The organism is Corynebacterium sp. CCUG 61414, from assembly GCF_024453945.1.
GTDB lineage: Bacteria > Actinomycetota > Actinomycetes > Mycobacteriales > Mycobacteriaceae > Corynebacterium > Corynebacterium pseudogenitalium.
The window spans coordinates 1-14,847 of sequence record NZ_JAGPYU010000011.1; the positions used below are offsets into that span (position 1 = coordinate 1).

Annotated in this window: 9 protein-coding genes; 2 read left to right on the forward strand and 7 right to left on the reverse strand. The window is 65.5% G+C overall.

Annotated elements, in window-relative coordinates; genetic code table 11:
• Positions 1–331 precede the first annotated feature (331 nt).
• The 3 genes from KBX14_RS08190 to KBX14_RS08200 all read right to left on the reverse strand — a co-directional run bounded on the left by KBX14_RS08190 (position 332) and on the right by KBX14_RS08200 (position 4,343).
• Positions 332–2,731: a hypothetical protein gene (locus KBX14_RS08190; protein WP_256042285.1), complete on the reverse strand. Its 2,400-nt coding sequence runs from the start codon at positions 2,729–2,731 to the stop codon at positions 332–334.
• Positions 2,732–2,740: 9 nt separating this feature from the next.
• Positions 2,741–3,538, reverse strand: a complete 798-nt coding sequence (locus KBX14_RS08195; RefSeq protein WP_070478155.1) for a hypothetical protein — start codon at positions 3,536–3,538, stop codon at positions 2,741–2,743.
• 106 nt (positions 3,539–3,644) lie between these two features.
• The gene (locus KBX14_RS08200; protein ID WP_256042286.1) at positions 3,645–4,343 is read right to left on the reverse strand and encodes a hypothetical protein; all 699 of its coding nucleotides are present in this window, start codon (positions 4,341–4,343) and stop codon (positions 3,645–3,647) included.
• Between the two features lie 49 nt (positions 4,344–4,392).
• Here KBX14_RS08200 and KBX14_RS08205 point away from each other — a divergent pair, with 49 nt between their 5' ends.
• Both KBX14_RS08205 and KBX14_RS08210 read left to right on the forward strand, forming a co-directional pair.
• A complete protein-coding gene (locus KBX14_RS08205) occupies positions 4,393–4,683 on the forward strand; it encodes a rhodanese-like domain-containing protein (RefSeq protein ID WP_256042287.1) in 291 nt (96 codons plus the stop codon).
• A gap of 42 nt (positions 4,684–4,725) precedes the next feature.
• Positions 4,726–5,151, forward strand: coding sequence for a MarR family winged helix-turn-helix transcriptional regulator (locus tag KBX14_RS08210; protein ID WP_070478157.1), 426 nt, complete (start codon positions 4,726–4,728; stop codon positions 5,149–5,151).
• A 175-nt stretch (positions 5,152–5,326) separates the two neighbouring features.
• Here the strand turns inward: KBX14_RS08210 and KBX14_RS08215 are convergent, their stop codons facing one another.
• The 4 genes from KBX14_RS08215 to KBX14_RS08230 are packed head-to-tail and all read right to left on the reverse strand — an operon-like array spanning position 5,327 to position 14,701.
• Positions 5,327–6,172, reverse strand: coding sequence for a class C sortase (locus KBX14_RS08215; protein ID WP_256042288.1), 846 nt, complete (start codon positions 6,170–6,172; stop codon positions 5,327–5,329).
• Entirely contained in the window at positions 6,169–7,407 is a 1,239-nt protein-coding gene (locus KBX14_RS08220) for an LPXTG cell wall anchor domain-containing protein (protein ID WP_145945229.1), read from the reverse strand. The genes KBX14_RS08215 and KBX14_RS08220 overlap by 4 nt, the downstream gene beginning before the upstream one ends.
• Positions 7,408–7,418: 11 nt before the next feature.
• Entirely contained in the window at positions 7,419–8,948 is a 1,530-nt protein-coding gene (locus KBX14_RS08225) for a SpaH/EbpB family LPXTG-anchored major pilin (protein WP_070361879.1), read from the reverse strand.
• Between the two features lie 5 nt (positions 8,949–8,953).
• Positions 8,954–14,701 carry a CshA/CshB family fibrillar adhesin-related protein gene (locus KBX14_RS08230; protein WP_256042289.1) on the reverse strand — a complete coding sequence of 1,916 codons (5,748 nt, stop codon included), beginning with the start codon at positions 14,699–14,701 and terminating at the stop codon, positions 8,954–8,956.
• Between the last annotated feature and the right edge of the window lie 146 nt (positions 14,702–14,847).

Here is a 14,847-nt window from a genome sequence, read left to right on the forward strand (position 1 = left end):
CGGGTGCAAGGGTGACAGTCGGCAACGCCAGCACATCGCGTGCAGATGGCAGGCTTGCACGCCGACGTTTACGAGTCCTGCCGGGGTCGGGGTCGGTGTTGTAATCTGCCCAATCCTTCTCTGGTGGCTTGGGGATCAGCGGGGGAATATCGTGCGGGGACATGGGTGCGGACCTCCTTCGGGTTTTGGCCCACAACCAGCCTGCCACCTAGGGTGAGTGCGGGATTTTGGTGCGTCCCCAGCCACCCTCAGTGCCAAAGGACGCAATTCCATCTCGCTGAGGCAGCAAAACCCCAGGTCACGAAAAAGCGGGTGCGTCCTTTGGCACTGGCTAGAACTTGAGGTGGTCCTTCGCCCAGAACGCCGCGGCGCCAAGCAGCGCCAGCAGTGGCACCACGATCGCCGCGATGATGCCGGCCTTCGAGCTGCCCTCGCAGTTCTCGGAGGATCCACTTGAGGAGCCATCCTTCGCGCAGGTAGCAGGCGCCCCAACGCTTGGCTCGGGTGTGAGCTCACTTGTCGACGTCTCCACCTCCGGCTCCGAAGTCTGCTCAGTTGTCCGCGCGGCGGACTCGGTCGTGGACTGGGTGGTCGTAGTGGCCTCGGTGGTGGTTGCTTCGACGCTCACCGAGGTAGAAGGTTCCGTCGAGATAGTCGTCGGAGCGACCGATGTCGTTTCGGTTGTCCGCGGCGCGGACGGCTCCGGCTCCGGTGCCTCCGAGGTCGAAGGCTCCGCGGACGGCTCCGACGTGGTCGACGTAGTCGTCGGCGTGGTTACTTCGACGCTAACCGAGGTAGAAGGCTCAACCGAAGTGGTCGACGGAGCAACCGAAGTCGTTTCGGGTGTCCGCGTGGTGGACTCCACCGAAGGCTCCACTGAAACCGAAGCAGAAGCCGAGGCCGAGGCCGAAGGCTCCTCCGAGGTGGAGGTTGGCGTCTCCGAGGTGGTTGGGGTGGTGGACGAAGGGGACGTCGTCAAGCTGGTTGAGGAGCTCGGCGTCGGCTCCTTCGCCAGCAGCTCGTCGAGGTTCTCCTGCGCCTCGTTGACACGGAAGAAGGTGCGGTCGAGGTCGGCTTGCGCGTCGTTGATGAGCGGCGGGTAGTTCGTGCGTCGCATGATGTTCATGCGGGTCTCGGCGACCTTGTGGTCGAGTTTCGCGGCGTCGAGCGCGAGGCGCGCGGCCTGAACGCTGCGCGGCTTCACGGCGGGCTCGTACAGCGGCGCGTCGCATTGCGGCGGGGTGGCACCGCAGTTCGGGCAGCAGCGAGGCGACGACGTGGAGGTCTCCGCACTTGTCGACGTCGCCACCGTCGGCGTTGTCCGCGTCGCGGAAGTCGTCGACGTGGTTGGGGTTGCGGACACGGTCGGGGTTACCGAAGTGGTTGTCCGCGGCGCGGACGTGGTAGAAACCGGCGTGGTCGACGTGGTGGTGGTTACCGGCGCGGTTGTACTCGTCGTGCTTGAAGACGGCGAGCTGGACGTGGTCGATGTCTGCGTAGTCGAAGCCTTCGTGGTTGGCGTGGCAGACGTGGTTGGCGTCGTCGCCGACGTCTCTGGCTTCAGCTGTTCGCGCAGCTTATCGAGGTTGTCCTGCGCCTCCTTGAGTGCCCGCTCGGCGTTCTTGTAGCGGTTCTCCGCAAGGATCTTCGCCACCGTGTCGGAGGCGTTCTGCAGCTCGACACCCGCAGCGTTGAACTCGGCTGCGGCCTGGTCAACGATGTGCTGCCCTTCCGCCTCAGTGGAAGGCTTCGGCGGCGCAACGTATGACGGCAAGACGATACGGGTGGTAGTCGGAGCCTGGGATGACTTCGACGAAGGCTTCGTCGAAGGCTTTTCCGAGGAAGACGTGGCAGACGAGGAGGTCGACGAGGAAGTAGATGTCGTGGTCTCCGGCGTGATCGTCACCGTGATGGTGGGCGCCTCGGAGGTCGTCGGGGTCGGTACCGGCTGGGCGCTCGGGATGGTCGGCATGGGCAGTGGTGGCAGGTCCGGGAAGGATGGCTGGCTCGAAGACGAAGAAGACGAGGACGTAGTCGGCGTCGGCTTCGGACGCTCGGACGTCGTCGAAGTCGTCGTGGTCACCAGCGGGGGAACAGGCGACGGCGACGGGGTCGGCGTCGGCTTCTGGCGCAGGTTGTTGCGCAGGATGAGGATTTCGGCGTCGAGAGGCTGCGGGGTAAGTCCCGGCTTACGCGAGCGACCAGAGACCATGAGCAGGTCGTCGCAGCTGTGCGCGAGTGCCATCGCGTGGCCCATTTCGTGCGCGATGGTCATGATTCGGCTGGTCGCGCCAACTGTGGACGCGAACATTTGCGGGCTAATCCGCACGGTGAGCGACGGCCCACCACCGGTCACGCGGCCGAGCACCGGCAGGCTTGGATCAACGAGCACGCTGACGGCCTCGGGCGTCTTGTGGTCGATGAACTTGATATCCAGGTACCCGCCTCGGTCGCGCACGGCCTTGACCCACAGGTCGGCGGCGCGCTGGATGTCGGCGCGGTGGCCGGTCGTGTCGTACAGGTAGAGAGTGTTGTTGTGGATTCCTGTTTCGCCGGCGCCGGGGAACGTAAACCGCGAAATGTCCAGTTGCTGCCCCCGCTTGAACTGCGACTTCAACGCTTTGCATTCGCTGCCATTCGGCTGAACATCAACGTGCGCGTACGCAGGCGCTGTACCCCCTAGTACCAGGGAGAAAGTACAGACTGCAGCAAGGACATTTCGAGTTTTCACAAAGGTTTACTATATGAGGAATCGGCGTCCGTATGCAAAGACGGCTGCACCAATTATCGACGCCACCACCAACGCAAACAGCGCCCGCACCAGGGTGTTCGACCCGGTCTCAGCCGCGATACCGCGCTGCTCTGCCACCGGGGACTGTGCCGAGGCAGCCTGTGCCGGGGCAGCCTGCTGCTGCGCCTCAACAGGCGCCTGACCTGCAGCCTTGGAGGTTGCCAGGCCCTGGCGTGCCACCTCAGCAGCGTTTTCTGCCAGCAGCGCGTTGGAGTCCTTCACCTCGGCGTCGGTTGGAGGCTCGTTGATGCGGGCCAGGTCGGTGACGTAGGTCTTGCCGTCAGCGTTGAGGTAGTACGTCAGACCACCAATCGCGAGCACTGCCGGAAGCGCGATCAGGCCAGCTGCAGCCGGTGCCGGGTTGTTCGGGTCAACGTCTTCGGCGGTGAATGGGACGTCCTGGTGGTCGCCGGTCGGAGCTGGCTGCTCGACGGGGGTCGTCGCTTCGGTTGCGGGAGCTGCAGGGGCTGCGGTTTCGGCCGCAGGGGCGTCGATAAGCCCGGCGACAGCCGCCTTCGCCACGTCCACTGCGCGCTCGCGGTCAGCCGCCGAGAGCTGGTCAAACGCGATGTTGACCAGGTTGCGGTCCGGCACGTAGTGGGTGCCGTCCTGGGTGAGGAAGTACTCGGCACCGTTGATGTCGTGGGTCACGGCCGGCAGCGGAATGTCCTGCGCCTGGGCCATGGGAACGATGGCGGTTGCGAGCGCGCCGGTCATGACGGCGGCCAGTACGGTGTTGCGCTTCATTAGGGGCTCCTTTGCTCAACATGAAGTCTCAAGTCTTACTTCATGGTTTAGCCCCACTGTAGACGCACTTCACCCCAGTCACAAGTGTTTACACAAAAAACTTCAGTTACTTTGCGCCCGTATCGGTCGGCGGCGCATCCAGCACAGACGCGAATTGCCACCCAATCACCGCGTTGCGAACCGAGTCCGCCAAAATATTGCGCGGCTGAATACAGGAGATCGTGAGCAGGCGCCCCGGGCGTGGCCCATCACCCCAAATATCAACATCGCTGGCCATGACCTCTTTCACCGGGTCGTGCAGGTCAGTCGCGCGGTACGACAACCACTTCCCACCAGCTGCCTCGGAGTCGGCGGTGCGCAGGTACAGCATGTCCCCAACGCGGATGGTGTGGTGGTCGGAGGAGCCGTCGAAAAGCTGGTCAAAGACCCCGTGCACCCCTGCACCCGTGTGACCCGCGACGACCACCAGGTCCTCAGCATCCGGCCCCGGCAGCGAGTACGGCCTATCCGACGCGGTATAGACGCACGCCTTATCTAATGTGGCGGGGTCCAGCGCGTCGGCGCGCACGCGGCACGGGCCGTCCTCGAACTGCGCGCGGAGCCCCACCGAGGGGATAAACATCTCGAGCGGCTGCGACTGACCAAGCGCTGCAGGATCCTCTGCTGGAGGCTCGGGCGCAGGCGCAGGCTCCTCCTTGCCACACCTTGCTGGCAGCGAGACGAGCACCACGAGCAGCACTAACGCCACTATTCGGCGCAGCCAAAACACCCACTGAGGCGGTCGAGTTCGAGAAGGCGTGCGCATAGTGGAAATCGTAGCCGACGCACCCGACACTTCCGCTACAATCGCGCACATGCAATCCATCAACGTCAACAAAGTCCCCGAAAACGCCCAGCTTATCGACGTCCGCGAACCCGAAGAGTACGCCGAAGTCCACGCAGTAGGCGCCACCAACCTGCCACTGAGCGAACTGACCACCCTTACCGACAAAATCGACCCCGACCAGGACATCTACGTTATCTGCCGCTCCGGAGGACGCTCGTCGCGCGCATGCGACTACCTCGAGCAGGTGCACGGCTGGGAACCCATCAACGTGGAGGGCGGCACCATGGAGTGGATCGCCAACGGACTACCCACCGAGTAGCACGGTTTCATTCCTGGCCAGCAGCCCGATACTCTGGGACTTATGGCCACGATTGAACTCCCAGAGGCGCTGACTACTTCGCCATCGTTCCAGATCGAACGCGTGCGCAGGCACACCAAAGACGAGGTGGAGCGCACACTGGCGAAGCACGACTCCTCCATGCGCGAGTTCTGGGTACTCAGCTGCGTATCCGAGCAAGCACGCTCCCAATCACAGCTTTCCGAACTCCTCGCCATCGACGCCTCCGACATGGTCCGCCTCATCGACTGCCTGGAGAAGCACGCGTGGGTCAAACGCGAACGCGACCCGAAGGACCGCCGCCGCCAAATCGTGACTGCCACCAAGAAGGGCGGCAAGGCCCTGACCAAACTCGCTGAAGAAGTGGCCGCCGCCGAGGAACGCGCCCTCGACGCCGCCAACCACAAGCAGCTCAAGAACCTCCGGAAGCTGTCGCAGGCGATTTTGTAGTTTTTGCCTGGCCTGCTCGGGGTCACCTTCGGACCGCAGTGCCAAAAGACGCACCCCCCTAGGTGGCAGGCTCGAATGCTACTGCACCAAATTCCCGACTCCCAACGCACACCCGGGGCGTTTCCCCAGGTCACCAGCCCGTCGCCGCGGATCGTGGTGCCCAGCTAACTCCCAGCTACTCCTCGGCAGCGTCCCGCCGACGCTTCCACCGCCTGTACAGAATCAGTAGCAACACCACCAGCACGATCAGTGCTACGAGGATCATCCACCAGCTGATGCCCAGGCCGGTGACGCGTGGTTCGGGGGCGTCGGGGTCGAGGGGTACGCGAATAGCGTGGACGAGCAGCCTGTCGGTGTTGAGCCCGTAGGGGGTGCACGTGATCAGGGTGAGGCGGTCCTCCCCTGGTTGATAGCGTACGGCCTGGTACTGGTCCGGTTTCACGACTTCGCGGTCGACCATTTGGTAGCGCAGCCGTTGCCCCATCACATCAATGTAGATGTCTTGACCGGTTTTGAGGGTTGGGAGGGCGTCGAACATGGCGGCGTTGACCATGCCGGTGTGGGCAGTGATGACGGCGTTGGTGCCGTCGCCGCCGACGGGGAGGGTGGAGCCAAACATGTGGCCTGCGCCGTCGTAGAGGACGTGGGGTGCGGTGGTGTGGTAGACGGGCAGATCGACGCCGATGTCGGGGATGCGGATGCGCGCCATGATGCCCCCGGAGCCTGGCAGGTTGAGTTGTGCCATGTAGTCGGGCATGTCGGGGTCGTTTGGGGCGGGTGGGCGTGCGTGCGTGCCTGTAGCGAGGAGGCGTTGGTTGTAGTCGCGGGCGCGGGCGAGTTGGGCGTCGCGTTCTTCGGCGCTGAGGTTGGTGGTGTGTTCGCTGTAGGCGTCGGCTTGGCGGCGGAGTTGTTCGTTGGTGGCGAGTGTGGCCACGATTGGGTAGAGCAGCAGGAGCGCGCCGAGGATCAGCCCGATGAGCGAGATGAGGTTCCCGGCGCGTTTGCGGTTGGGTTGGCTCACTGTTCGTTCTCGTCTTCTTTTCGACGCGCCAGCAACCATCCCGCAACGATCAAGGCGAGGGCGAGCAGTGCGAGCCAGATGACGTTGGCGCCTGTGTAGGCGAGGACTTGGTCGACGCGGCCGCGCGGCCCGTCCTGCGAGGGCTGCCCCTCAGTTGTTGGTGTTGGTGTCTTCGGCGAGGTCCCCTGCGGGCCCGCAGGCGACGGTCCAGCCGGGCCCGATGAGCCTGCTTGCTCTGGCAACCCTGGCAGCAGCGGTATCAGCGGCAACAGGCCAAGCAGGCCCCACAGCCAGCGGCGATCCCCCTTAGAGGAGCCTTGCTGCGCGGGTGCCTCGATGAGCACGTAGGCGTGGGTGGCCTCCACGGTGACGTGGTTGCGTTCGGGGTCCATGCCGTTGGTGGTCAGGGTGGCGTCGGCACCTGCGGTGCCTGCCGCGGTGGCGCGTGCGTGTTGCTCCAGCGTGACGGTGGTACTGGCGTCAGTGGCTCGGGCGCGCGCGAGTTTTGCCAGGCCAGACTTGGTCAGGACTGCGCGCAGGCGGTTGCCTTCGCGATGGAAGGTGACATCGCCCGGGCCGAGCGCCACCCCGTTGATGCGCACCGTAGGCTCCCCAGAGAACTCCAGGTTTCCGGCGAGCGTGAGGATGAGCTCGTAGTGGCCGATGGTGCCGTCGTCAGATGGGTTGGGCGCCACCCCGCGGACGGTAAAGGTGACGTCCTCGCCTGGGTGGACGCGCTGGCGGTTGGCCTCGAGCGCCACACTGAGGTGCTGGGCTTTCGGCTCCACGGTGCGTGCGGACCCCTCCGTCACGGGTACCACGAAGGGCGCGAAGAAGACGTGTGACGCCGCCTTCGCCTCACTGTCGCCCAGCGTGAACAGGTACGCGCCGGGTTGCAGGCCATCGAGGGTGACGCGGCCGCCGCTGGTGCGCGCGGTGGCCACTTCGACGAACGTGTCGGGCTGCGTGCGCAGCAGCCGGGGCACGTCGAGAGAGGTCAGCGCCTCACGCCCCGCCTGGGTGCTCATATCCACGGTGGTGATGCGGGAGACGGTGACGGTGCGCTCCCCGATGGTGTCCAGGCCGTCGACACCTGCGGCGGCGCGCAGGTCCACCGTGACGCTGCCCGGTGCCGCAGCCACCGCAGCGGGTGGGCCGAAAACGGGCATGCCGACGCCGGCAACGCCGACCGTTACGGCCAGCGCCACCGCCATCGCAGCCCCTGGGTTGCTCACTGCTGTCCTACTTATGCCTTGCGGGAGCGCAGCTGGTAGACAGCGCCGCCGCCGAAGAGCACCACGCCGAGCGCCAGGATGATGAGCATGGTGCGCTCACCGGTTGCTGGCAGGCGGCCGAACAGGTTGTCCTTCACGTTGTTCACGCTGCCGGTGAGCGTCTTCGTGGCTTCGTCGTAGGTTAGCGGCTGTGGCTCCGGGTTGTTCAGGTAGCCGGACACGCCCTTGGTTTCTACTGCGCAGTAGTCGGCGAACTTGTTGTCCTTCTTGGTCAGGTTCAGGCCCTTGGCCTTCGCCTGGGCGGCACCGGCGTGCTTCTTGCCGTCGGCGACGGTCTGATCGGCGGTCAGGGTCGTTCCGGGCTTGCCGTCAATGACGACGCGCTGCGCGGCGGTGCCTTGTTCGACCTTCCAGGAGCCGTCGTTCTGCTTGGTGCAGGTAAAGATCTGGAACTGGGCGCCGGCGCCGTTCTTTTCGCCTTCCTTGGCCTGCTTGTTCAGCAGCTTGGTCACCTCAACATTGGCGAAGTTCAGTGTCGTGGCGCCACCGTCCGGGTCGTCGGTTGGGGTGGTGTTGTGCGGCTTGTCGTCGTTGGAGTAGTACACCTGCGCGGTGTTGTCGATCGTGCCGTTCTCGGGCAGGTCGACCAGCGTCGCGTCGAACTCGGTGCGCACGATCAGGCCCGGGTTCGCGGCGCGCAGCTCGCGCAGCTTCTGCAGGCCGTCCTTGGTGAACGTCACGTTGATGGTGTTGCCGCCCGCTTCGGGCACGGTGTAGTGCGTATCGACGGCAAGCGTCTCCGGCTCCTTATCGTCGGCGGACTTCAGCACCTGCACCAGCACGGGGTGCTCGGCCTGGGTCCACTTGAGGTTCGCCGACAGCGTATCGACGACCCTCAGTTGATCGCCTTCCGGGTTCGGGCCGAATGCTGGGATGGGGGCGTCGATACGGTAGCGGGCCTTGTCACCAAGGGTGGTGTTTTCGCTGATGAGCGACTTCTTCGGCTCGAGGATCTGGTTCTTCGGGCTGATGGTGCGCTCGTACTTCGCCTCGCCGTTCTCGAATGCTGGGAGGGTGAGCAGAAACGGGGTTGCCACGGAGTGCTTCGCGCCCTCGGCGCGCAGCTCGGTGACGCGGAAGAGGCCCACGCCGAGGTCCGTGAACACGGCCTCGCCGTCAGCGTTCGTGGCGACTTCCTTCGCTGTGAAGTTCGGGTCCGCCTGCACATCGGAAACCTTCTTCTCGCCTTCTGCGGCGACGTCTTCCCAACCCTTCGCGGTGTTCAGCGGCGCGGTGGCGATACGCTCCACCTTGAAGGTGACGTCCTTGATCGTCTTCAGGTCGTCGAGTTTGCCGTTTTCGCCGATCGGCTCGCCCTTGTACTTCTTGATGGTCAGCTTGGTGGCGTGGTTGACGTCGACCTGCGCCTGGGCGACGGCGGCTGGCATCGTCGCAACGATGGAAGCGCCCACCGGGCCGACAAACGCGACGGCCGCCGCGGTGGAAATTGCGAGTGCGGAACGGGAAATGATGTGTTTCATGGTGTCTAACTTTCTGTTGTTGGAGTTGTTGAGGTTGAAGTCTGTGTCAGGAAGCGTCGGGCGCTGAAACCGAAGATCAGCAGGCCAAGGAGCAGAATCCACACGAGTGTAGTGCTGCCGGTATCGGGCAACAACCAACCGATGGTCGACGGCAACCGCAGGGCCCCGTATGTGGATTCGGCGCTGACCATCCCGAGGGTGCCTGTGGCCGCCTGCAGCGTTGCGGTGCCGCGGTGACGGAACGTGCCGTCCGCGGGGATGTCCACCGTGATGGTGCACGTCGCGGTCTGGCCCGGGGCCAGCGCGGCGCGTGTTGCCTCACACGCGGCGGCAGGGATGGTGCCCTGCTCCCCGATGGTCTGCGGGCCCGCGGGGGTGTGCACCGTCATGCCTGCCAGGGCTGGGTCGCGAAGCACCATGTTGGACAGGTCGAACTGGCCGGTGTTGGTCAGCTCGTAGGTGATGTCCATGGTGGTCGCGTTGTCGGGCAGCAGGGCGGTGTCGGCAACGCTGGTGACGCTGGACAGCGGGGTGCCCGCGATGTGCTTGCTCAGGGCCACGCTGGCGAACTTGTTCAGCGCGGTGGCGGCCCAGGCGTCACCGGCACGGCTGGTGTCGGTGGCCTCGGGAGCGAGCACCTTGAATCCGACCGATGGCCTTCCCAGCTCGGTGAGGTAGCCCTCCCCCAGCTTGGCGCCCTGGGAGGTCAACGCGAACGTGTATGTGCCTTCCGCCTGTTGTTCCTCCACGGTGCACTCGCTGTTGACGGGCACCCCACGCAGCAGGTGGGTCTGACCGCTTCGGAGCTCGAAGGGGTCGCGCTGGCCGTCGCCGCAGTTCGCGGTGAACGTATAGACGCCGTCAGTCTCCGGGGCGCCCGCGGCCCGCTTGGTGAAGGCAACGTCCACCGTGGCGCGCGGGTGGTGTGCTTGCACGCCAACCACCACCGCCGGGTCCACCGCCGCGTTGGCATCCGGCGCGTCCGCGGGAACGGCCACGGAGTACTCGTACTCCTTGGAACGCACGTCCTGCGGCGCAACCTCGTCGACTGTTGTCGCAGGGCCCTTGTATGCGCCACGCTCCCAGGCAGCAAAGCCCAGGTATGGGCGCCGGTCACCAGCGGCAACCTCCACCTCGCCGCGGGCGCTCAAGGCTCCTGCGGAATCCATGTTCAGGCTGCAGGAGGTGCCCGCAGGCACCTCGAAGGTGCGAAGCCCGGTGACCGGGACGGCATCCTCGCGCGGCAGCGACCGCTCGGGCACGTCCGCCAGGCCGAACTGCACACGCGCGGTGGACAAGGTGGCGTCGCCGTCCTTGCACACCAGCTGGCCGGTGTAACCGGCGGGGTCCGCGCCGTCGAGGTACCCGGTTTGGCGCATCGCCACCTGCAGGTTGGTGGTCCGGCGGCTCACCTCGTTCACCAGGTGCAGCTGTGCGCCGTTCGCCGTGACGTCCGCTTCGGCGCTGGGCTGCGCGGTGGTCACGCGCAGTTGCGCGGGCACGTTCTCCATCGCGATTTCGCGCAGGCTGCAGTGCGCGCCGACAGGCACCGCAGCGCCCGCGCCCCCGTCAGAGATGTACCGCAGCCCGCCGTCCACGGCGGTGAAGTCGCCCGGAGTCAGCTGCAGGGGCACGCCGGGGACGTCGGTGAGTTCGGTGCCGAGTGCCCGGCACTGCAGCGCGAAGCGCATCGTATTCGCCCCGCTGAGCAGCCGCATGTCCGCGGACGTGCCCTCGATGTCTTTGCGCAGCGTCAGTGGCGCGGTCTGGTAGGCGTATCGGCTCGTCGCACGCACCGCGTTCTGCGCGGCGTCTTCCTCCACCACAAATGCTGGCGAGAGCGCCATGGCGTTGGACTGCTCGAGTGGCTTGCCGGTGGCGAGCGTCGCGTCACCCCTGCTCACTGACCAGTCCACCGACTCCGGCACCACCGTCGCCTGCAGCGGACCGTCCTGCGTGTCCGCCTGCAGATGCAGCGGCGCATACCCGCCGAGCTCCACTGTGCAGGCCGCACCCACGGGCACGCCGTGAACGGTAACCGTGCCCTCTCCGTCCACGGTGGCGCTGCGCCGTAGCAGCTCGGCGTCGCCATCGCGGCACACCACCGTCACCGGGTGCGCTTGCAGTGCCGCGTCGAGCGTGTTGCCCGCGGCCTCGTACGCCGCACGCGCCTGGCCCGGCAATTCGACCTCCGTCCGCACCGTGGCATCAGTGACGTGGCGGGAGAAGGTGTTCACGAACTCCACCTTGTTGCCCGCTTTCGCCACGGTAAACGTGTTGCCCGCCTTGCCATCGACGGTGGTGGTGGCCGCCATGTGGATGCCCGGCTCCGGGGTCAGCGGGTTCTCGGCGACAGTACAGCTACTGCCAACCACCAGGTCATCCTGGGTAATCACCACGCCGTTGCGCACCATCGCCTGCAAGGAAGCGCCCGGGGTACCGTCCGGCAGCACACAGCGTAGCGACGCCGGATACTCCCTCTGCAGCCACGCCTCCTGCTTCGCGGGCGCGATGAGGTGCTTCGTCGCCGGATCGAACTGGACGTTCTTCACGCCGGTGATGGTGGCTCGCTGGTAGGCGAACTCGTCCTCCACCGCCAGGGTGGCGCGCTCCCCGACCGTGAATGCCACGCCCGGCGCCAGCTCGGTGGCCTGCTCGCCACCCGGCGCGTAGTGGCCCACGGTGGTGTGCGTGATCGGGTAGCGCACGCCCTGGCTGTTGGTGCGCTCAGTGTCCAGCGGGGTGCGTCGTTCCAGAGTGCACTGGGTGCCCGCCGGGATTTCAGCGGCGGTGAAGGAGCGCTGAGCGCCGTCGACAGGCTGGAAGGCTGCCTGGAACGCACCGCACGTCAATTGATAATCGACGCCCACCTTCGGATAAAGCGCCTGCTCCCCGGTGTAGCGCTGCGTGATCGTCAGCCCGTTGCCGGTCGGGGTGAACGTGTTGTTCACCGTAGCCGTGTTGGTCGGGGCGGTGATGGTCAGCGTCGCGTTGTCCACGTCGGTGTCCCAGTTCACGCCGCCGGGCAGCTGTGGGCGATCCTCAGTGAAGGTACAGGTGTTGCCGTAGGGGACGCGCATGGTGCCGCCGGGGCCGTCGTCGACACGCGGGTCCCCGACCTTCAGCGTGACCGGCGCGCCGGGGGCGACCGTTGCGGCGCCCTCGAGCTTGACCGCTGTGACCTGCCCATTGGCGACGACGTTTCGGCTCCCGCACGCGAAGTTGAACGTGTAATTCCCCGGCAGGCCGCGCACGCCGTTCGCGGTGACCGCCTTAGCGAGCTGCGCGGTGCCGTACTTGTAGTCGTAGGCGCGGTTGATGGTGAACGCCTCCGCCTTGCCGTCACCGACGGTCAGCGTCTGCGGTTCCACGGACGTGTTCTGCAGCTCATAGGTCTGATTCGGGCCGTCCTGCGGTGCGGGCGTCGGCACCTGCGGGGTCAGCGTGCAGGTAGATCCCACCGGGATATCCCGGATCAGGGCGTGCCCGTCCTGCAGAGTGAGGGTGCCTTCGCGCTTAGTGGCGTCGGGCGCCGTGCAGGCGTAGGTGGCGGTGAAGCCCTGCCGCGTCACGGCCGGGAGCGTCGCCGCGGGGCCAGTGAGCACCTGGTGCACCTCTACTTGTTCGGTGCGGTAGTCGTAGGTGCTGCGGATCTCCACGGGAACCGGCTGCTGCGTACCATCGGCTGGCAGTCGGAGCGCCAGGCCGTCCTGCTGCTGGGTCGCGCCGGTGGCGTCCCTGCTGGTCAGAGTGAGGTACTTCTGCTGCTCAGCCGTCAGCCCCTCGACGGGGCGCAGCACACAGTCCTGCCCGCGTGGCACGTTATCCAGGGTTGCCGGGGCGTCGCCACGCACGGTGACCCGGCGCGCCGGCGCGTTCGTGGCCGGGCAGCTGAGCTCAAACGTAAACGCTTGGTTCTGCAGCGCGGCCGTCGCCGCCGGGCCCTGCACCAGGTGGCGCAGCTGCAGTGTCGCGGTCCGCGCGGTGTACTGGTTGTCCGCCTCAACAGGCAGCTTGTCAGCCAGCGTCACCTTCTTCTCGACGCCCCCTTGATTCGGCACACCGTGCTGCACACCATCCCACTGCAGGTCCAGGTCAGCGCCCGACACCGCCGGAGGCGCGGTTTCCTTCAGGGTGCACGTGGCGCCGACTGGCAGGCCGTCGACAAGCTGGGGGCTGCCGGGGGTGACCTCGCGGGACCCGCTAAGCTTCACGTCCGGGTACGCGGCTTGGAACCCTGCCGGGGCCGCGCACGAGTACGCGATGGTGAACTTCTTGCCGCTGAGCTCCGCGTAGTTGCTCGCCGTGCCGGTGACGCGCTTGTTCAGCTCCAGCGATGCCGGCGCGAAACGAGACTTCCAGTGCACGTTGCAGTTAATTTCGCGGTTCTGCTTGTTCGCGAACTGCACCTCCGCGCTGCCCTCGGCATGATTCTCCTTAAACCAGATGCCCAGGCTCTCCGCCTCAGCCCGGCTCAGCGGCGCACCGTCGTGGGTCAGGCGCGTCGGCGCGTCCCCGGCCTTGGCACCGGGCTCGTAGATGAAGGTGTCCGTATCGCCGTCGGCGGAAATCGCGCTGCAGGTCCACTCCGGGGAGTAGCGACGAAACGCCAGCTCCTTGCCACTCATCGTCGACAGCAACCCGACAGTATCTTCCGGCACACCCTCCGCGTTCAGGCGGCGCAGCACCGGCGTGGTGCTCGAGCCAGCGACGGGCTCAATCCAGTTGCGCTGCTGCCCGTCCTGGGTGAAAATCCTGGTCACAGGCTTGTCTACGTCGCCTGTGAACGCCTCCTGCGCCACCGTGTCCGCGGTGCCTAGCTCCTTGCCTGTCTGGGTGGAGATGCGGTTGAGCGCGATCGCCATCGCGAACGCCTGGTTACCGCGGGGGTCCGGGTTCCTCGCGGAACCACCCGAGTTCGACGCAATGCCGATCTCAAACGCCGTCGGCGAATCCAACCCAACAAGGAAGGTGCCGTAGGTGCCTCCGGATTCGTTATCGCAGATGAAGTCGCGCTTCTTGCCGCCCATGTTGGCCCACTGCCACTGATTCCTCTCGACGCCCGCCCCATACGTCTTACGGCACGCCTCACGACTGCCCTTCGGCGTCAGCTTAATTGGTGGGTTCACCGTGCCCGTGCCACCCGAATTGGAGATGTCTACACTGATCATCTCACCGCCAAGCACACTGCCTGTGGACTCAGCGTCCGCAACCATCATGCGAAACGACGGCAGCGGCTGCCCCCGGTACGTAAACTTCACATCCCGAAACGACAACCGAACGAAGCGGTTCTTCTCCGTCTGAAAGATGTCATTCGCAGTGGCGCCTGTCTCCGCAACAAAGAACGACTGGCCCGCAATCTGGTTACCGAACGCCGCACGGCTCCACGGCGGCTGCTGCCCGGCCGACAAACTGCCTTTATTCGACCCAGTCCCCGTATCCGAGGCCTCCACCGTGACCGTGTACGTCAGGGTGTAATCCCCGAAGTGCTTCGTCACATTGTGTGTGCCCGGCTTCGCCATATCCGACGCATCAATCCAACACATCTGGTTCGCCCACTTCTTGGCGTCCCCATCGGCTTTACGGAAGGAGCAGTCCCCAATGTTGACGCGACTGTTGGCGTCAGCTGCGCTCGCGACGTTTTGGCCTCCGAGCACCGTCACCAGCGCGAGCAGCATGAACACGATTACTGCCACTGTGGCTCGTCGCAGCCGAGGCGGTTCGCCAAGTACTGGCCAACCCGCTGTTGTCATGAAACCGCCTTTTGCTGCGGCCGATTGGCTGCCCAGCTGTTTGTAATGGATGTTGTTGGATCTTCTTGGATGAAAAACAACGCAATCATATCCCCCCACGGGCGGGACAGCAACACTTACAGGGCCTTAAGAAAGCGCAGGTCAAC

Coding starts and splice junctions, on each gene's coding strand:
- KBX14_RS08200 (WP_256042286.1), bottom strand. CDS start 4,343: ATGCGCACGCCTTCTCGAACTCGACCGCCTCAGTGGGTGTTTTGGCTG.
- KBX14_RS08210 (WP_070478157.1), top strand. CDS start 4,726: ATGGCCACGATTGAACTCCCAGAGGCGCTGACTACTTCGCCATCGTTC.
- KBX14_RS08205 (WP_256042287.1), top strand. CDS start 4,393: ATGCAATCCATCAACGTCAACAAAGTCCCCGAAAACGCCCAGCTTATC.
- KBX14_RS08230 (WP_256042289.1), bottom strand. CDS start 14,701: ATGACAACAGCGGGTTGGCCAGTACTTGGCGAACCGCCTCGGCTGCGA.
- KBX14_RS08225 (WP_070361879.1), bottom strand. CDS start 8,948: ATGAAACACATCATTTCCCGTTCCGCACTCGCAATTTCCACCGCGGCG.
- KBX14_RS08195 (WP_070478155.1), bottom strand. CDS start 3,538: ATGAAGCGCAACACCGTACTGGCCGCCGTCATGACCGGCGCGCTCGCA.